Origin of the sequence: Bradyrhizobium sp. BR2003 (assembly GCF_009720285.1) — a bacterium.
GTDB classification, from domain to species: Bacteria; Pseudomonadota; Alphaproteobacteria; order Rhizobiales; family Xanthobacteraceae; genus Bradyrhizobium; species Bradyrhizobium elkanii.
Window position 1 is genome coordinate 1 of sequence record NZ_SMYJ01000011.1, and the last position, 19,400, is coordinate 19,400.

The 19,400-nt window shown below is 64.6% G+C and carries 14 protein-coding genes; 11 read left to right on the plus strand and 3 right to left on the minus strand.

Features of this window, described 5'->3' with window-relative positions; genetic code table 11:
• The 4 genes from E2I15_RS06305 to E2I15_RS06320 all read left to right on the plus strand — a co-directional run.
• A partial coding sequence (locus E2I15_RS06305) for an acyl-CoA dehydrogenase family protein (RefSeq protein ID WP_283810534.1) occupies positions 1-132 on the plus strand: 132 nt, incomplete at its 5' end.
• Positions 133-272: 140 nt separating this feature from the next.
• Positions 273-1,877: a carboxyl transferase domain-containing protein gene (locus tag E2I15_RS06310; protein ID WP_069278421.1), complete on the plus strand. Its 1,605-nt coding sequence runs from the start codon at positions 273-275 to the stop codon at positions 1,875-1,877.
• Positions 1,878-1,891: 14 nt separating this feature from the next.
• The gene (locus tag E2I15_RS06315; protein WP_137480894.1) at positions 1,892-3,901 is read left to right on the plus strand and encodes an acetyl/propionyl/methylcrotonyl-CoA carboxylase subunit alpha; all 2,010 of its coding nucleotides are present in this window, start codon (positions 1,892-1,894) and stop codon (positions 3,899-3,901) included.
• On the plus strand, positions 3,898-4,824 hold the full coding sequence (locus tag E2I15_RS06320; RefSeq protein ID WP_137480892.1) for a hydroxymethylglutaryl-CoA lyase: 927 nt from the start codon (positions 3,898-3,900) through the stop codon (positions 4,822-4,824). Before E2I15_RS06315 ends, E2I15_RS06320 begins: the two co-directional genes overlap by 4 nt.
• Before the next feature lie 323 nt (positions 4,825-5,147).
• On the opposite strand, the gene E2I15_RS06325 is transcribed toward E2I15_RS06320, so the two are convergent.
• On the minus strand, positions 5,148-5,330 hold the full coding sequence (locus tag E2I15_RS06325; RefSeq protein WP_137480890.1) for a hypothetical protein: 183 nt from the start codon (positions 5,328-5,330) through the stop codon (positions 5,148-5,150).
• 479 nt (positions 5,331-5,809) lie between these two features.
• Between E2I15_RS06325 and E2I15_RS06330 the strand changes: the two genes are divergently transcribed.
• The 3 genes from E2I15_RS06330 to E2I15_RS06340 all read left to right on the plus strand — a co-directional run bounded on the left by E2I15_RS06330 (position 5,810) and on the right by E2I15_RS06340 (position 10,494).
• Positions 5,810-7,426, plus strand: a complete 1,617-nt coding sequence (locus E2I15_RS06330) for a sensor domain-containing diguanylate cyclase (protein ID WP_137480888.1) — start codon at positions 5,810-5,812, stop codon at positions 7,424-7,426.
• Between the two features lie 520 nt (positions 7,427-7,946).
• Positions 7,947-9,671: a dihydroxy-acid dehydratase gene (ilvD, locus tag E2I15_RS06335; protein ID WP_018271516.1), complete on the plus strand. Its 1,725-nt coding sequence runs from the start codon at positions 7,947-7,949 to the stop codon at positions 9,669-9,671.
• Complete coding sequence (locus E2I15_RS06340; RefSeq protein ID WP_026192730.1) at positions 9,658-10,494, plus strand: tetratricopeptide repeat protein; 837 nt, start codon at positions 9,658-9,660, stop codon at positions 10,492-10,494. Before ilvD ends, E2I15_RS06340 begins: the two co-directional genes overlap by 14 nt.
• A 22-nt stretch (positions 10,495-10,516) precedes the next feature.
• Here E2I15_RS06340 and xth read toward each other — a convergent pair whose 3' ends face one another.
• Positions 10,517-11,308, minus strand: a complete 792-nt coding sequence (xth, locus tag E2I15_RS06345) for an exodeoxyribonuclease III (RefSeq protein WP_137480886.1) — start codon at positions 11,306-11,308, stop codon at positions 10,517-10,519.
• A gap of 162 nt (positions 11,309-11,470) precedes the next feature.
• Between xth and E2I15_RS06350 the strand changes: the two genes are divergently transcribed.
• The gene (locus E2I15_RS06350) at positions 11,471-12,604 is read left to right on the plus strand and encodes an efflux RND transporter periplasmic adaptor subunit (protein ID WP_137480884.1); all 1,134 of its coding nucleotides are present in this window, start codon (positions 11,471-11,473) and stop codon (positions 12,602-12,604) included.
• A gap of 3 nt (positions 12,605-12,607) precedes the next feature.
• The gene (locus E2I15_RS06355; RefSeq protein ID WP_137480882.1) at positions 12,608-15,736 is read left to right on the plus strand and encodes an efflux RND transporter permease subunit; all 3,129 of its coding nucleotides are present in this window, start codon (positions 12,608-12,610) and stop codon (positions 15,734-15,736) included.
• A gap of 63 nt (positions 15,737-15,799) precedes the next feature.
• On the opposite strand, the gene erpA is transcribed toward E2I15_RS06355, so the two are convergent.
• Positions 15,800-16,129, minus strand: a complete 330-nt coding sequence (gene erpA / locus E2I15_RS06360; protein ID WP_016846874.1) for an iron-sulfur cluster insertion protein ErpA — start codon at positions 16,127-16,129, stop codon at positions 15,800-15,802.
• Between the two features lie 138 nt (positions 16,130-16,267).
• On the opposite strand from erpA, the gene E2I15_RS06365 reads away from it, so the two are divergent.
• Together E2I15_RS06365 and argS are read left to right on the plus strand one after the other, a co-directional pair.
• Positions 16,268-17,476 carry a deoxyguanosinetriphosphate triphosphohydrolase gene (locus tag E2I15_RS06365; protein ID WP_137480880.1) on the plus strand — a complete coding sequence of 403 codons (1,209 nt, stop codon included), beginning with the start codon at positions 16,268-16,270 and terminating at the stop codon, positions 17,474-17,476.
• A 9-nt stretch (positions 17,477-17,485) separates the two neighbouring features.
• Entirely contained in the window at positions 17,486-19,282 is a 1,797-nt protein-coding gene (gene argS / locus E2I15_RS06370) for an arginine--tRNA ligase (protein ID WP_137480878.1), read from the plus strand.
• The last annotated feature ends 118 nt before the right edge of the window (positions 19,283-19,400 follow it).

Below are 19,400 nucleotides of genomic sequence, written 5' to 3' on the forward strand. Positions count from 1 at the left end.
GGCAACGGCTACATCAACGACTATCCCACCGGCCGCTTGCTGCGCGACGCAAAACTCTACGAGATTGGCGCCGGCACCAGCGAGATCCGCCGCATGCTGATCGGCCGCGAGCTGTTCGCCAAGACGGCCTGATGTCTTCGGCCTCGCCCCGCGCTTAGCTGGGAGAGGGCGGGTGAGGGGCTGTCACCGCATCAGTGGTGGCAGTTGTGCTCGCCCCGGCACGATGATTGACCTTGAACCCCACCGATACTCCAACGAAACGTGCAACACCGATGCCGCTTCATTCGACGATCGATCCCACATCCTCTGAATTCGCCCGCAACGCCGAGGTGATGCGCGGCCTGGTCGCGGAGCTCCGCGGAAAGCTCAACCAGGTGGCCGGCGGCGGCGGCGAGACCTCGCGCAAGCGGCACACCTCGCGCGGCAAGATGCTGGCGCGCGATCGCGTCGATCTGTTGGTCGACCCCGGCACCGCGTTCCTCGAATTGTCGCCGCTCGCCGCCAACGGGCTCTACGGCGGTGACGTGCATTCGGCCAGCGTCATCACCGGCGTCGGGCGCATCGCGGGGCGCGAGTGCATCATCGTCGCCAACGATGCCACCATCAAGGGCGGCACCTATTACCCGATGACGGTGAAGAAGCATCTGCGCGCCCAGGACATCGCGCGGCAGAACAATCTGCCCTGCGTGTACATGGTGGATTCCGGCGGCGCCTTCCTGCCGTTGCAGGACGAGATCTTTCCCGACGAACGGCATTTCGGCCGCATCTTCTACAACCAGGCCCAGATGTCGTCGCAGGGCATCCCGCAGATCGCGATCGTGATGGGCTCCTGCACCGCGGGCGGCGCCTATGTGCCGGCGATGTCCGACGAGAGCATCATCGTGCGGAATCAAGGCACGATCTTCCTCGGCGGTCCACCGCTGGTGAAGGCGGCTACCGGCGAGGTCGTCACCGCCGAAGAGCTCGGCGGCGCCGATGTGCACTCCCGGCAGTCCGGCGTGACCGATCACTATGCCCAGAACGACGCCCACGCGATCGGGATCGCGCGCCGCATCGTCGGCACGCTGAAGCAGCCGGTGAAGGCACAGCTCAACATGCGCCCGCCGCAGGAGCCGCTGTTTCCGGCCGAGGAGATCTATGGCGTGGTCTCCGCCGACGGCAGAAAGCCGTTCGACGTGCACGACATCATCGCGCGGATCGTCGACGGCTCCGAATTCGACGAGTTCAAGAAGCTCTATGGCACTACGCTGATCTGCGGCTTCGCCCATATCTTTGGCTATCCGGTCGGCATCATCGCCAATAACGGCATCCTGTTCAGCGAGAGCTCGCTGAAGGGTGCGCATTTCATCGAGCTGTGCTGCCAGCGCGGCATTCCGCTGGTGTTCCTGCAGAACATCACCGGCTTCATGGTCGGCAAGAAGTACGAGGCCGGCGGCATCGCGCGCGACGGCGCCAAGCTGGTGACGGCGGTTGCCACCGCCGGCGTGCCGAAATTCACCGTCGTGATCGGCGGCTCCTACGGCGCCGGCAATTACGGCATGTGCGGCCGCGCCTACAGCCCGCGCTTCCTCTGGCTGTGGCCGAACGCGCGGATCTCGGTGATGGGCGGCGAGCAGGCCTCGATGGTGCTCAGTCAAGTTCGCCGCGACGGCATCGAGGCCAAGGGCGAGAGCTGGTCGGCGGAAGAGGAAGACAAATTCCGCGAGCCGATCCGCGCCCAATACGAGAAGCAGGGCAATCCCTATTACGCGACGGCGCGGCTGTGGGACGACGGCGTGATCGATCCGGCCGATACGCGCCTGGTGCTCGGGCTCGGCCTGTCGGCGGCCGCCAACGCGCCGATCGAGCCCACGAAATTCGGCCTGTTCAGGATGTGACCCAGGATCTGATCATGGACCGCTCAAAACTCACCCGGCGTTTCCGCACGCTTCTCATCGCCAACCGCGGCGAGATCGCCTGCCGCGTCATCCGCTCGGCGCGCGCCATGGGGCTGCGCACCGTCGCGGTCTATTCCGAGGCCGACGGCGACGCGATGCATGTCGCGCTTGCCGACGAGGCCGTGCTGCTCGGGCCGGCACGGGCGCGCGACAGCTATCTCAACATCGAGCGGGTCATCGCCGCGGCCAAGGAGACCGGCGCCGAGGCGGTGCATCCCGGCTACGGCTTCCTGTCTGAAAACGCCGAGTTCGCGCAGGCCTGTCTTGAAGCAGGTTTGGTGTTCATCGGCCCGACCGCCGCGATGATGACGGCGATGGGCTCGAAGTCGGGCTCGAAGGCGCTGATGGAGAAGGCCGGCGTGCCCTTGGTGCCCGGCTATCACGGCGAGGCGCAGGACGAGGCAACGCTGGCCGAAGCCGCCAACCGGATCGGCTTTCCCGTGCTGGTGAAGGCGTCGGCCGGCGGCGGCGGCCGCGGCATGCGTGTGGTCAATTCGGCGGCTGAGCTCACGGCCGCGATCACCAGCGCCAAGCGCGAGGCCAAGGCGGCGTTCGGCGACGACCGCATGCTGATCGAGAAATACGTGCAGAACCCGCGCCACATCGAGGTGCAGATCATCGGCGACAGCCACGGCAATCTGCTCTCGCTGTGGGAACGCGAATGCACGCTGCAGCGCCGCCACCAGAAGGTGATCGAGGAGGCGCCGTCGCCGACGCTGAACGCCGCGCAACGCGGGACGGTTTGCGAGGCCGCCCGCAAGGCCGCCGGCGCGGTCAACTATATCGGCGCCGGCACTATCGAGTTCGTCTCCGACGGCAAGGATGTGTTCTTCATCGAGATGAACACCCGCCTGCAGGTCGAGCATCCCGTCACCGAGCTGATCACCGGCGTCGATCTCGTCGAATGGCAGCTGCGCGTCGCCTTCGGCGAGGCGCTGCCGCTGAAGCAGGACGAGATCAGGCTGAACGGGCATGCCATCGAGGCGCGCGTCTACGCCGAAAATCCGCAGAAAAACTTCATGCCCTCGGTCGGCCGCATCAAGACCTGGCGCACGCCACTGGAAGGCGACGGCCTGCGCATCGATGCCGGCTATCGCAGCGGCGATAACGTCTCGCCTTACTATGACGCGATGCTCGCCAAGGTGATCGCCTGGGCGCCGACGCGCGAGGGCGCGATCGAGAAGCTCAATCGCGGGCTTGAGGAAACCGATGTCCGCGGCATCGTCACCAATATCCCGTTCCTGTCGGCGCTGGTGACGCATAAGGATACGCGAGCCAATGCGATCGATACCGGCTTCATCGAGCGCGAGCTGAAGAACCTGACATCGGGCACGGGCGCTGCCGGCGAGTTCGAGCTTTGCGCAGCGGTCGCCGCGATCGTCAACGACGAGCAGAAGGCGGCGCGGCGCGAGGCCAACTCGCCCTGGCAGGCCTTCGGCTGGATGCCGGTCGGCCGCCGCCAGCGGGTGTTTTCGTTCCGGCAGGGCCATGAGCCCGCCCAGACCATCACGCTGCACTATGGCAACGGACCGTCGACGCTCTCCGTCGGCGGCCGCGAGCTCGTCTTCGCGATCTCGTCAGCCGGCGATGACGGCTTCGACCTGACGCTCGACGGTCTCAAATCGCGCGTTGCTTCGGTCATCGAGGGCCACGAGCTTTACTTGCGCACCCGCAACGGTCGCTTCGACCTGCACTGGGTCGATCCGTTCGGCGGCGAGAGCGAGGAGCAGGTCGGCGAGGACAAGATCGTCGCTCCCTTGCCGGGTACCGTGGTCGCGCTGTTGGCCGAAGAGGGCGCGACCTTGGAGAAGGGCGCGCCGATCCTCACCCTGGAAGTAATGAAGATGGAGCAGACCCTGCGCGCGCCCTATGCCGGGGTGCTGAAGAAGCTCAAATGCAAGGTCGGCGACATTGTCGGCGAGGGCGTCGAGCTTGCCGAAGTCGAACCTGCGGCCGCGTCATGAGCGATCAGATCAAGATCATCGAGATGGGGCCGCGCGACGGCCTGCAGAACGAAAAGACGCCGGTCAGCGTCGAGGCGCGCATCGCCTTCGTCGAGGCGCTGGTGGCAGCCGGGCTCAATACCGTCGAGGTCGGCGCCTTCGTCTCCCCGAAGGCGATCCCGCAGATGGCAAGCTCCGATCAGGTGCTGCGCGGCGTCAGCCACATCAAGGACAAGGTCAAGGGCGCCGAATTCCATGTGCTGGTGCCGAACGAAAAGGGTTATGACGCCGCGCGCGCGGCGGGCGCCCAGGTGGTCTCGGTGTTCGCGGCGGCCTCCGAAGGCTTCTCCCGCGCCAACATCAATTGCTCGGTCGCGGAATCGATCGAGCGCTTCAGGCCGGTGCTGGCCCGCGCCAAGGCCGACGGCGTCAAGGTGCGCGGCTATATCTCCTGCGTGCTGGGTTGTCCGTTCGACGGCGAGATCAAGCCGAAGGCGGTCGCCGACCTTGCGGTGACGCTGTGGGATCTCGGCTGTTACGAGATCTCGCTCGGCGACACCATCGGCGTCGGCACGCCGCTGAAGGCCAAGGAGATGCTGCGTGCAGTCACTTCTGAGTTGCCGGTCGGTAACCTCGCGATGCACTTCCACGACACCTATGGCCAGGCGCTCGCCAATCTCTATGCCGGCATGGAAGAGGGGGTTCGCGTGATCGATGCCGCTGCCGGCGGTCTTGGCGGCTGCCCCTACGCCCCCGGCGCCACGGGCAATGTGGCGACGGAGGACGTCGTCTACATGCTCGAAGGCATGGGCGTGAAGACCGGGATCGACATGGACAGGCTGCTGGCCACGACGAACGAGGTCGCTGGATTGCTCGGCCGCCCGCCGGCGAGCCGTGTTGCGTCCGCGCTCAACGCGAAACGGAAGCGCCTCGGCAAATCGTAAATTGTGGGATGGATGGAACGTATTGCCCGCCGTTGCTCGAGGAGCGAAGGCGGAAGCGAAACCCATTGCGGCCCGGGCGGCATTGATGGGTATCGGGAATTGCAACCGCCTCAATCTTCGGCGGTCGCGCTCGGAGTTATGCGCTGCGAAGCGCGGATTCAAGGCACATAGTCGCGCCGCTGGCTTGCGCAGTCTGGGCTCCCGAAGCTGGACTCTCAACCCAAATGCGTATCGTGCGACAGCGCCTTGCGCTATCGCCGCCCTCCTTGAGGGCGTTTCCTCCCTAGACTTGGGCCGCTTGTTGTTTCGAGCGGCCCTTTTTCTTACGCCGCCGGAGTATTGATGGTCGCGATCACAGCCCTCATATCGGTCGCCAGCTCGCGATAGTGCCCGCCCAGCCGCTGGTATAGCTCGCGGTTGCTCCCATCCACCGTCCTGCTAGCGATCAGCTCGCATTCGTCGGCGAGAATCTCAAATCGTTCCAGCTTTGCTTGAAGAGCAGACATGGCGGGCGTTTCCCTGACTGTTACTGAGGGAGTTGCGTACTGAGGGAATTGCGACGCTACTACTCGGACTGCGTCTAGCGCAGCATAATTATAGAGTAGAACTAAATTCTTCCCGGCAGTGACCTTGACCGATTGATGGGAGCCACTTGTCCGCCGTAGCTCGAACAGCGAAGGCGGAAGCGCATGAGCGGTAGGATGGTTGGAGCGAACCGAAGCTTTTCGCAGGTAGGGGTGTTCGGATCGGAGCGTGGGTCCCAAGCATTCCATATGCAGCCCTCTCAGGAGATCAAGTCGCCCTGAGTCTTGCGTTTATTGGCCACGACTACGTTTGCCATGTCGGTCGGGACCCGTTTTGCGGCGCACACAGCCGGCGTCTTCGGCCCGGCTCCCGATTAAACCTTCCCGAAAGCGTTCATGGCTTGGTGACTCAAACGTGCTGAGGTGAGGGGGCTCGCAATTGCTCCAGGTGGATTCTCGCCATGTACGGACAGGTGTCAGCTTCCCGCGGCCGAACGTTTCTGGCCGGAAAGATCGTCTTCAACTTCGGCCGGTCTGCCTTCGACTGCACGGTCCGCCAGCTCACGGAGATGGGCGCCACCGTGGAACTCGAAAGTGTCGTTGGCATTCCCGATCGCATTCAACTGTTGCTCGTCGGCAGCAATCAGGTGAAGCCATGCAGACGGCTGTGGCAATCGGACCGCCAGCTCGGCCTGGCTTTTGAAGCGCCGCAGGCCAACGCTGCGGCGCCCGCGCCCGCCGCTCCTGCACCGGCCGCCACTCCGGAGCGGCGCAGCGGCGATATTCTGCGCGGGCACATGCTGGCGCTGCGCGCGGCGCTCGATCAGATCCCGGTCGGCATCCTTCTTTTGGACTCGGAGCTGAAAGCCCTGTTCATCAATCGTGCGTTTCGGAGCATGTGGGCGCTTTCGGACGCGGTGGCCGACCGCAACCCCACCTTCACCGATCTGATGCATCACGGCTGCAAGACCATGGCCTATGAGCTGCCGGCTGAGCAGCTTCATGCCTACCTTGCCGAGCGCGTCCGCCTCGTGAGCGTCGGGGACCCAAACCCGATCGATCTCAGGCGCAGCAATGGTGATGTGGTTCGATGCCAGTGCACGCCGCTGCCCGACGGCGGCCGGATGGTGAGCTACACGCCCGTGACCGACATCGTGCGGGCATCGGACCAGCTGAAGGTGCTGACCGGTGCGCTCGAGAACGTGGAGGACGGCGTCGTCCTGCTCGACCGCGATCTCAATGCGATCTTCCTCAATCGGCGAATGCGCGACTTCTGGGAGGTGAGCGAGGAGGAGATCGCGCGGCATCCGGCATACATCACGCTGCTCACGCGCAACCGCCGCGCCGTTCCGGCGGGCGCGACACCGGAGCAAATCAGGGCCTTTCCCGCGAAGCGGATTGCGGAGATCAAGGCAGGCGATCACAAGCGCGACGTGCAGACGCCGGACGGCCGTCATATCAGGATCCATTGCTCGACGATGGCAAACGGCGGTCGCATGCTGACCTTCGTCGACGTGACCGATCTCGTACGCAACGCACGGCAGCTGGAGGTGCTTGCGACCACCGATCCGCTCACCGGATTGTTCAACCGCAGGCACTTCCTGACGACGCTGGATGCGGAGTGGAGCCGGTTCCAGCGCTACTATCGTTCCGTATCCGTGCTGATGGTCGACATCGATCACTTCAAGAGCATCAATGATCGCTTCGGTCATGCGGCCGGTGACGAGGCCATCAAGGCTGTTGCCGAGATATGCATTCGGGGCAAGCGCAAGTCCGACGTCGTCGGCCGCGTCGGAGGCGAGGAGTTCGCGGTCCTGCTGCCGGAGACTACATTGTCGCGCGCCCGAACCGTCGCCGAGCGCATTCGCAAGAGGGCGGAAGCGTTGTCGTTGAGGGCCGATGATCGACCGATGCCACTGACAGTGAGCATCGGCGTTGCCGAGGCCCTCACAAGCATGCCCGGGATAGATGCCCTGATGAAGGCCGCCGATGCGGCGCTCTACCAGGCCAAGGAGCACGGCCGGAATCGCACGGAGTGCTGGTCACCTCCGTCGCCACCGAAGCTGGCCGCCGGGTAAGTTGCAGGATGGACGGAGTGGCCTTGGGTGTAGCGCTTGCTATGTGACCGTCATCCCACGCAAAGGCTTCGCCGTTGCTGCTGGAAGTCCTCGCCTTGCGACGATACCCGTCGCATCTCGGGTTTTATTGATGGGGTATCGCTGCGCTCGACCGATCGCACGAGCTGCCTATGCAGCAATGCGCTTGCGTGAGCAGAGCCCGGATGGCTCACGCACGGTGTCCCGCAACTCAAGCGAGCTCCATCGCAAGGCGGCAATCGATCGGTCATATGGTCAGGCCGGCGTCAGGTTCCTATAAGGACTGATAATACATGGTTGCGCGGCGGCCACGATTGTTGCGATGTTGCAACGGTGCCTGAACATTTAACCTTAAAAGTACCCGGTCCGTAGTCGCGCCGCTTTTTAGCCACACCCCGACATGAAAGGATATTCACGTAGCTGAATAGCCAGCGCTCCGACGACGGGACATTTTCCGGGTTCCGGCGTTGTTGGAGGAAAGAGCGCCGGGAACAGGGTCGCGATGGACGCCAAAACGAACATCAAGGGCAGGCTGCCCAGCCGTCACGTGACGGAAGGGCCCGAGCGTGCTCCGCACCGTTCCTATCTCTACGCTATGGGGCTGACGACAGCCCAGATTCATCAACCCTTTGTCGGCGTTGCTTCATGTTGGAATGAAGCTGCTCCCTGCAACATTTCGCTGATGCGCCAGGCGCAGGCGGTGAAGAAGGGCGTGGCTTCGGCCGGCGGCACGCCGCGGGAGTTCTGCACCATCACCGTCACCGACGGCATCGCGATGGGCCATGACGGCATGCGCTCGTCGCTGCCGTCGCGCGAATGCATCGCCGATTCGGTCGAGCTGACGGTCCGTGGCCACTCCTATGACGCGCTGGTCGGGCTCGCCGGCTGCGACAAGTCGCTGCCGGGCATGATGATGGCGATGGTCCGCCTCAACGTGCCGTCGATCTTCATCTATGGCGGCTCGATCCTGCCCGGCAACTTCCGCGGCCAACCGGTCACCGTGCAGGACATGTTCGAGGCGGTTGGCAAGCACTCGGTCGGCGCCATGTCGGACGAGGACCTCGACGAGATCGAGCGGGTGGCCTGCCCGTCGGCCGGCGCCTGCGGCGCCCAGTTCACCGCCAACACGATGGCGACCGTCTCCGAGGCGATCGGCCTCGCGCTCCCGTATTCCGCCGGGGCCCCGGCGCCTTACGAGATCCGCGACTCCTTCTGCGCCGCCGCCGGCGAGAAGGTGATGGAGCTGATCGAGAAAAACATCCGGCCCCGCGACATCGTCACCCGCGAAGCCCTTGAAAATGCTGCGGCCGTGGTTGCAGCCTCAGGTGGTTCGACCAATGCTGCGCTGCACCTGCCGGCGATCGCCCATGAGTGCGGCATTAAATTCAATTTGTTCGACGTCGCCGAAATCTTCAAAAAGACTCCTTACGTCGCGGATTTGAAGCCGGGCGGCCGTTATGTTGCCAAAGACATGTTTGAAGTAGGCGGCATTCCGCTGCTGATGAAGACGCTGCTCGACAATGGCCACCTGCACGGGAATTGCCTGACCGTCACTGGCCGAACGATCGCCGAAAACCTCAAAAGCGTGAAATGGAATCCGCACCAGGACGTGGTGCGGCCGGCCGACAATCCGATCACCGTGACGGGTGGCGTTGTCGGGCTGAAGGGTAATCTCGCTCCGGAGGGTGCGATCGTGAAGGTCGCGGGAATGTCCAACCTGAGGTTTACCGGTCCGGCCCGGTGCTTCGACCGCGAGGAAGACGCCTTCGAGGCGGTGCAGAAGCGCACCTATAGGGAAGGCGAGGTGATCGTGATCCGCTACGAGGGGCCCAAGGGCGGTCCCGGCATGCGGGAGATGCTGGCGACCACGGCGGCACTGACCGGGCAGGGGATGGGCGGCAAGATTGCCCTGATCACCGATGGCCGGTTCTCCGGCGCCACCCGTGGCTTCTGCATCGGACATATTGGACCCGAAGCGGCCGTCGGCGGGCCGATCGGGTTGTTGCAAGACGGCGACATCATCGAGATCGATGCGGTCGCCGGCACCCTTAACGTAAATTTGAGCGACGCCGAACTCGCAAATCGTAAGACCAAATGGGCCCCTCGCGCGACGAACCATACATCTGGTGCGCTGTGGAAGTACGCCGAGCAAGTGGGGCCGGCGGTGGATGGCGCAGTCACCCATCCGGGTGGCGCGTACGAGAAACAGTGTTATGCGGACGTTTAGGCGTACGATATTGGCGTTTGCGTTAGGGGCCATTCCGGTGGCGGGCCCCGGATTCGGATTCGACGGCGCTCCGGTCAACCCACAAGATACGGTTCTTCCTGTGGTTTCCCCGCAGCCGGGGACAGCCGGCGCGCTGAAACGAGCCGCGACCCCGGTGGCGCCTGCGGCGACCTCGCCGACCTCGTCGTTCAGCACGCTGCAGTATCAGGCCGAGGGCGGTCACCCCGTGGCGCAGTGGAAGCTCGGCAAGATGTACGCAGAGGGCGACGGCGTCATCCAGGACGACATGCGTGCCTTTGAGTATTTCAGCCGGATCGCCAATGCGCATGCCGAGGATTCGCCGTCGGCGCCGCAGGCCTCGATCGTGGCCAACGCCTTCGTGGCGCTCGGCCGCTATTATCTGAGCGGCATTCCCAATTCCAAGGTGAAGGCGGACACCGAGCGGGCGCGGGAGATGTTCTCCTATGCCGCATCCTATTTCGGCAATGCCGACGCCCAGTACGACCTTGCCCGGCTGTACCTGAAGACGCCGGACGCCTCGCGGGACGACTTCCGCTACGGCGCGCGCTGGCTCGGGCTCGCCGCCCAGAAGGGCCAGCATCAGGCGCAGGCGCTGCTCGGCCAGATGCTGTTCAACGGCGACCGGCTGCCGCCGCAGCGGGCACGCGGCCTGATGTGGCTGACGCTCGCGCGCGACAGTGCGACGCCGGATGAGGCCTGGATCAAGGAAAGCTACAACCGGGCGATCGCCAAGGCGTCCGAGGACGATCGCGCGATGGCGCTGCAGATGCTCGAGCACTGGGTGCAGGGCCGCCGGGATTGATCTCCCGGCCGGCCGGTGCGAGTCAGGCGGTCTCGAAATCGAGATCGGCCCAGACCGGGACGTGGTCGGACGGCTTCTCCCAGGCGCGGACATAGCTGTCGATGCCGACGTCGATTAGCCGGTCGCTCGCCTGCGGCGACATCAAGAGGTGGTCGATGCGCAGGCCCCAGTTCTTCTGCCAGGCGCCGGCCTGGTAGTCCCAGAAGGTGTACTGGCCGGGCTCGTCATTGACGGCGCGGAGCGCGTCGGTCAGGCCGAGGCCGAGCAGCGACTGGAAGGCCTCGCGGGTGGCGGGGCGAAACAGGGCGTCATCGGCCCATGCGGCGGGATTGTAGACGTCGCGGGCCGCCGGAATGACGTTGAAGTCGCCGGCCAGAATTAATGGCTCCTCTGCCTTCAGCCGCTCCTTCGCATACTCAAGAAGCCGCGACATCCACTTGAGCTTGTACGGATATTTGTCGGTATTCGCGGGGTTGCCATTGGGCAGATAAAGGCACGCGACCCGGATCACGCCCTGTTTCAGCGTGACCACGCCTTCGAGGAAGCGGGCATGGGCGTCCTCGTCGTCGCCGGCGAGGCCCGATTTGGTTTCGTCGAACGGCAACTTGGAGAGCAGCGCGACGCCGTTGAAGGTCTTCTGGCCGTGGGTGACGACATTGTAGCCGAGCGCCTCGACCTCGAGCCGCGGGAACGCGTCGTCGACGCATTTGATCTCCTGCAGGCAGACGATGTCGGGGGAACACTCCTTCAGCCAGCTGACCAGAAGTTCGATCCGTTGCCGGACCGAGTTGACGTTCCACGTAGCGATGCGCATGCAAATGACCGGATTGAAGCCGCACTATTTCACTTAGGTGGCATACCATGGGCGGTCCGCCTGTGCTAACCCTCTCCGGAAACAAGGCGCAACAATTGCCGACGGGGGAGTGACGACGCGCACCGGCCTTCAAGGGAAGCCGGTGGCGCACGTGCAAAACTTATGAAAAAACGCAATTTGGTTCTGACTGTCGCTGTTCTGGGCATTGCGGCCGGGGCGGCTTACATGACCCGCACTTCATGGATGGGCGGCGGTGCCGCCACCGCGCAAGGGACGGCGCGGCCGCGCGTGGTGTCCGTGGATCTCGCCAAGGCTGAACGCAAATCGGTTCCGGTCGATGTCGATGCCATTGGACAGGTCACGCCGATCTCCAGCGTGGCGCTGAAGTCGCGGCTGGAGACCACCATCGTCTCGGTACATTTCGAGGACGGCGCCAGGGTCAATGAGGGCGACCTGCTGTTCACCCTCGACGCGCGGCAGATCGACGCCCAGATCGAGCAGGCCGAGGGCGTCCTGGCCCGCGACCAGGCCCAGCTCGAGGGCGCGCAGCGCGACCTCCGCCGCTACACCGAACTGGTCGGCAAGGGCGCGACCACCCAGGTCAACCTCGACAACGCCAAGACCCAGTCCGACGTTCTGATCGGGACCATCAAGGCCGACCGGTTCGCGCTGGAAAACCTCCGCGTCCAGAAGAGCTACACCGTCATCCGCGCACCATTCGCGGGGCGGATCGGCGCCGCCAATGTCAAGGTCGGCAACTTCGTCCGCCCCGCCGACACCCAGCCGCTCGCGGTCATCAACCAGATGGCGCCGGTCTATGTCACCTTCGCGATTCCGCAGCGGGTGCTGGTCGATCTGCGCGACGCCATCGGGAAAGGCGATTCCAAGGTGATCGCGACCATTCCCGGCCACCAGCGTTCCGAGCGCGGCAAGGTCGCGATGGTCGAGAACGCCGTCGACGCGACCACCGGCATGGTGACCGTGCGCGGCATCATGAGCAACGAGAGCGAGACGCTGTGGCCCGGCACCATCGTGCAGACCAAGCTGATCATTCGCAGCGAAGACGCGGTCGTGGTGCCGACGGTCGCGGTGCAGCGCAGCCAGAACGGTAATTTCGTCTTCGTCGTCAAGGACGGCGTCGCCAAGGTCCGGCCGGTCAAGGTCGATCGCACCTTCCAGGGCAGCTCGGTGATCGCGGACGGATTGGCGGGCGATGAAAGCGTCGTCATCGACGGCCAGCTGCTGCTGTCCGAGGGATCGCGGGTCGAGCTGCGGGCGCGCAAGGCCGGAGCCTGACCGATGACGCTCTCCGAGCTTTGCATCCGCCGCCCGGTCATGACGACGCTGATCACGGCGTCGATCATCGCATTCGGCGTCTTCGGCTTCCGCCTGCTGCCGGTCTCGGCGCTGCCTAAGGTGGACTTCCCGACCATTGCGGTGACCGCGACCTTGCCCGGCGCCAGCGCCGACACCATGGCGGCCTCGGTCGCCGGCATCATCGAGCGCCAGCTCTCGACCATTGCCGGCATCTCCTCGATGTCCTCAAACTCCTCGCAGGGCACGAGCGTCATTACCATCCAGTTCGACCTCAACCGCAACATCGATGCTGCCGCGCTCGACGTGCAGACCGCGTTGACGATCGCGCAGCGCCGGCTGCCGATCGAGATGACGATCCCGCCGAGCTTCCGGAAGGTGAACCCGGCGGACTTCCCGGTGCTGTTCGTCTCCTTGGGGTCGGCGACGCTGCCGCTGTCGAGCGTCAACGAATACGGCGATATCACCATCGGGCAGGCGCTATCGCAGCTGCCGGGCGTCGCCCAGGTGCTGATCTACGGCGCGCAGAAATTTGCCATCCGCGTCCAGGCCGATCCGGAGGCCGCGGCCGCGCGCGGCGTCTCGATGGAGGATATCCGCGCCGCGGTGTCGCGTGCCAATTCCTCAACCCCGGTCGGTACCTTGAACGGCCCCAAGCAGGACGTCGCGCTGCAGGCCTCCGGCCAGATGGACAAGGCGGCCGACTACCGCCAGATCTATGTCGCCTGGCGCAACGGCTCGCCGGTCCGGCTCGACGAGATCGCCAAGGTCTATGACAGCGTCGAGAACGACAAGATCGCGACCTGGATGAACGGCGAGCGGGCGATCGTGCTCGCGATCCAGAAGCAGCCCGACGCCAACACCGTGGCCGTGGTCGATGCGGTGCTGGCCAAGCTGCCGTCGCTGCGGGCCGCCATTCCGCCCTCGGTGACCATGCAGGTCATGATGGACCGTTCGGTCTCGATCCGCCAGGCGGTCAGCGACGTCGAGGAGACCCTGCTGATCGCGATCGGCCTCGTCATCCTCGTGATCTTCCTGTTCTTGCGCTCGGCATCCGCGACCTTCATTCCGGCGCTCGCGGTGCCGATCTCGCTGTTCGGCACCTGCGCGGCGATGTACGCGCTGGACTACTCCATCAACAACATGACGCTGCTGGCGCTGACGCTCTCAGTCGGCTTCGTGGTCGACGACGCCATCGTCATGCTGGAGAACATCGTCCGCCACATCGAGCACGGCATGAAGCCGTTCGAGGCGGCACTGAAGGGCGCCCGGGAGATCGGCTTCACGATCATCTCGATCACCTTCTCGCTGATCGCCGTGTTCATCCCGGTGCTGCTGATGGGCGGCATCGTCGGCCGCGTATTCCGCGAATTCGCGGTGACGATCTCGGTTGCGATCATCGTCTCCGGCTTCGTGTCGCTGACCCTGACGCCGATGCTGTGCGCACGCGTGCTGCGCGCGCATGACGCGAGCAAGCGGCCGAACGTCGTGCTGCGGGCATTCGAGGCGATGTTCGAGGCCTGGCTGCGCGCCTATGAATGGGCACTCGACTGGGTGCTGGCCAAGAAGGCGCTGATGCTGCTGGTGACGTTCGCGACGCTCGGCGGCACCATCTATCTCTACATGATCGTGCCGAAAGGCTTCTTCCCGCAGGAGGACACCGGCTTCCTGATCGGCGTGACGGAGGCGGCGACCGACACCTCGTTCGAGGCGATGAAGGTGCGCCAGCAGGCGCTGGTGGAGGTACTGCGGACCGATCCGGCGATCGAGTACATCAATTCCACGGTCGGCTCCGGCGGCCCCAATCCGACCGCGAATTACGGCCGGCTGTTCATCGCACTGAAACCGCAGAAGATGCGCGACAACGCCACTGTCGTGGTCGGCCGGCTCCGCCAGAAGGCGCGCGAGATCCCCGGCATGCAGGCGTTCTTCCAGAGCATCCAGAACCTCAACATCGGCGGACGCATCTCCAAGAGCCAGTATCAGTATGTGATGCAGAGCGGCGATACCGAGTCGCTGTACCGGCTGGCGCCCGAGATGCGCGACAAGATCGAGAAGATTCCGGGCCTGCTCGACGTTACCACCGACCTCTACATCAAGAACCCGCAGATGGCGGTCGACATCGACCGCGAGAAGGCGGCGGTCTACGGCGTCACCGTCGACCAGGTTCGCAACCAGCTCTACAACGCCTATGGCGCGCGGCAGGTCGGCACCATCTACATGCCGTCGAACGACTACCAGATCATCCTGGAGGTACAGCCGCAGTTCCGCGTCGATCCGTCCGATCTGTCGAAGCTCTACATGAAGACCGCGAACGGCCAGACCATCCCGCTGGATGCGGTGGCGCGGCTGGTGCCGACGGTCGGACCGCTGCAGATCAACCACCAGGGCCAGCAGCCGGCGGTGACGATCTCGTTCAACCTCGCGCCGGGCTATTCGCTCGGCTACGCGGTCGACAAGATCACCGAGCTCGAGCAGAACGCGAACCTGCCGCCGACGATCGCAACAGGCTTCTCCGGCACCGCACAGGTGTTCCAGGATTCGCTGCGCGGGCAGGGCGTGCTGATCCTCGCCGCGGTGTTCGCGGCCTTCGTGATCCTCGGCATTCTTTATGAGAGCTTCATCCACCCGATCACGATCATTTCCGGCCTGCCTTCGGCCGGTATCGGGGCGATCCTGACGCTGATGATGTTCGGCATGGAGCTGTCGGTCATCGCGATGATCGGCATCGTGATGCTGGTCGGCATCGTCAAGAAGAACGCGATCATGATGGTCGACTTCGCGCTGGAGCGACGCCGCGTCGGCCTTAGCGCCGAGCACGCGATCCGCGAGGCTGCGCTGTTGCGCTTCCGCCCGATCATGATGACGACGTTCGCGGCGATCTTCGGCACGCTGCCGATCGCGCTTGGCGCGGGTGCCGGCGCCGAACTGCGTCAGCCGCTCGGCGTCGCCGTGGTCGGCGGCCTCTGCGTCTCGCAGCTGCTGACGCTGTTCATCACGCCCGTCATCTACATCTATCTCGACCGCATCGACCGCAGGCTGCGCCGCAAGCTCGATCCGCAGGCGGAGGCGGGTAGCGACGTCGAGCGGCCGCAGGTGGTCGCGGCGGAATAGCCGAGCGTTTGGCGGGAGCCGGAAACCGGCTCACCGGGGGCAACCGCTCGGGATCGCGAGGCGTTAGATCGAGAAGCTGGTGCCGCAGCCGCAGGAGGCGGTGGCGTTCGGATTGACGACGCGGAAGGAGGCGCCGATCAGGTCGTCGACGAAGTCGACTTCCGAGCCGGCGAGGAACGGGACCGAGGCGGGATCGATCAGCACCACCGCGCTGTCGCGCTCGATCACGAGGTCGTCATCGGCCTGGGTGCGCTCGACGTCGAACTTGTACTGGAAACCGGAGCAGCCGCCGCCCTCGACCGAAATGCGCAGCTTGGCGCCTTCGCCTTCCTTGCTGAGGATCTGCCCGATACGGCGGGCGGCCCGTTCGCTGACGGTGATGGCAGCAGTCATGTCGGTCTCCGAAACCCTATTTGGGCATGATCTGATCCGGATCAGGCTTGGCGTCATCCCCAATTCATTTGGTCAGCCGCGTCAGTCATAGTTAAGTGCGTCGGACCATGGAATCAAATGGATAAGGACTAAAATACAGTGTCGGTCGGAATGGCTGCCCCCCGCGCGCCTTATGCCTGCGACCCCGATCGCAGCCGCGGCCGGCTGGTCGCGGAGCCGCCGAGCCGGACCCGCAGCCCGTTCCGGCGCGACTGCGACCGGGTGATCCATTCCACCGCGTTCCGCCGCCTCAAGCACAAGACCCAGGTCTTCGTCTTCCACGAAGGCGATCACTACCGCACCCGGCTGACCCACTCGCTGGAGGTGGCGCAGATCGCCCGGGCGCTGGCCCGCCAGCTCGGAGTCGACGAGGACCTGACCGAGACGCTGGCGCTGGCGCATGACCTCGGCCATCCGCCGTTCGGGCATGCCGGCGAGCGGGCGCTCGACGAATGCCTCAGGGATGACGGCGGCTTCGACCACAATGCGCAGGCGCTGCGGGTCGTCACCTCGCTGGAGCATCGCTACCCCGAATTCGGCGGGCTGAACCTGACCTGGGAATCGCTCGAGGGGATCGTCAAGCACAACGGCCCCCTGACCGAGCGCGGTGGCGCGCCCGCCGGCCGCTACCTGGAGAGTGGAGTCCCGATCGGAATTGCCGACTACAACAAGAGCTACGACCTCGAGCTCTGGAGCTATGCCTCGCTCGAGGCGCAGATCGCGGCCTTCGCCGACGACATCGCCTATGATGCGCACGATATCGATGACGGCCTGCGTGCCGGTCTGTTCGCGGTCGACGACCTCAAGGAGATGCCGCTGACCGCTGAGATCATCGCCGAGATCGACCGCCACTATCCCGGGCTCGACGAGGTCCGGCGCGGCGCCGAACTGGTGCGTGAGCTGATTTCACACTTCATCAGCGCGGTCTTCAACGAAGCGGGCCGGCGTCTGGCGGCCGCGCAGCCGCAATCGGCCCACGACGTGCGCCACCACAATGCGCCGCTGATTGCGTTTCCGTCCGAGGTGGCGGAGCAGGAGGCGGCGATCAAGGCGTTCCTGTTCCGGCGGATGTACCGCCACAAGCGGGTGATGCTGGTGATGGGGGAGGCGGAGGAGGTGGTCCGCAATCTGTTCGAGCGCTACCAGCAATCGCCTGAAGACCTGCCGGCGGAATGGATCGAGGGCAGCGTGCAAGAGACCGGGAGCGCTCGGAACAGGCGCATCGGCAATTTCATTGCCGGGATGACCGACCGTTTCGCCCTGATCGAGCACCAAAGGCTTTTTGACTCGACCCCGGATTTGCGTTAGCGCCCTGCCATGGCCGACACCACTGCTTCACCACACCTTTTTGCCGATATGCTGACACGCGTGCACGCGATCTGTGCCGCTGTTGCAGCCGAAGACAACTGGCCTGCCGGCATCGACCTCTCCCGCGTCGTGGTGGAGCCGCCGCGCGACGCCAGCCATGGCGACATGGCGACCAATGCCGCGATGGTACTCGCCAAGGACGCCAAGGCCAAGCCGCGCGAGCTCGCCGACAAGATCGCCGAGCGGCTGCGCGCCGATGCGCTGGTGGCATCGGTCGATGTCGCCGGGCCCGGCTTCATCAATCTGACCTTGAAGCCGCAGGTCTGGGCGGACGCGCTACGCGCCGTGCTGGCCGCCGGCTCGGCTTACGGGTGCAGCGACATCGGCAAGGCCGAGAAGGTCAATGTCGAATACGTCTCGGCCAACCCGACCGGGCCGATGCATGTGGGCCATTGCCGCGGCGCCGTGTTCGGCGACGCGCTGTGCAGCCTGCTGCAATTCGCGGGCTTCGACGTCTGCCGCGAATATTACATCAACGACGCCGGCGCCCAGGTCGACGTGCTCGCGCGTTCGGCGTTCCTGCGCTACCGCGAGGCGCTGGGCCAGGACATCGGCGCGATCCCGGAAGGGCTCTATCCCGGCGACTACCTCGTGCCGGTCGGCGAGGCGCTCGCCAGGGAATATGGCGAGAAGCTGCTCGACATGGAAGAAGCCGCGTGGCTGCCGATCGTGCGCGACAAGGCGATCGCCATGATGATGGAGATGATCAAGGGCGATCTCGCCGCGCTCAATATCCATCACGATGTGTTCTTCTCCGAGCGCTCGCTGATCACGTCCGGCAACAACAAGGTCGCCGAGACCATCGATTTCCTGCGTGCCAAGGGCGACATCTACGAGGGCCGTTTGCCGCCGCCGAAGGGCAAGCCGGTCGAGGATTACGAAGATCGCGAGCAATCGCTGTTCCGCGCCACCGCCTATGGCGATGACGTCGATCGTCCACTGATCAAGTCGGACGGCTCCTACACCTACTTCGCATCCGACATTGCCAACCACCGCTACAAGTTCGAGCGTGGGTTCACCAATCTGATCGACGTGTTCGGTGCCGACCATGGCGGCTACATCAAGCGGATGCAGGCCGCCGTGAAGGCGGTGACTGCGGGCAAGGCTGTGCTCGACGTCAAGATCGTGCAGCTCGTGAAGCTGCTGCGCGACGGCGAGCCGGTGAAGATGTCGAAGCGGTCGGGCGAGTTCGTCACGCTGCGCGAGGTCGTCGACGAAGTCGGCTCCGACGCTGTCCGATTCATGATGCTGTTCCGCAAGAACGACGCGGTGCTCGATTTCGACCTCGCCAAGGTGATCGAGCAGTCAAAGGACAACGCGGTCTTCTACGTCCAGTATGGCCACGCCCGCGGCCATTCGATCTTCCGCAACGCGCGGGAGGAAGCGGTTCCCGATCTGCCCGAGACCGATGAGGCCCGGCTGGCCTATCTCCGTAATGCTACGGTCGAGCGGCTGACCGACCCGGCCGAGCTCGATCTGCTCAAGCGGCTTGCGCTTTATCCGCGGATGATCGAGGCTGCGGCGGTGGCACATGAGCCACACCGAATCGCTTTTTATCTCTATGATTTGGCCAGTGAATTTCATGCGCTGTGGACCAAGGGGCGCGATTTGCCCTATTTACGCTTCATTATCAATAATGATGCAGAGATCACGAGGGCGCGACTGGCAATGGTTCAGGGCGTCGTCTCGGTTCTGGCATCGGGCTTAGCTGTTCTAGGCGTCCACGCTCCGACCGAGATGCGGTAGGCAGGGGCATTAGGCCCTCACGAGTGGGGATTTGTGAGGGCATCTGGCAGAGGCCAACTCGTACGGACCGGCTGTGCCGGCGATCTTGGCGCTGTCCCGAAGGGGATGCATCATCACA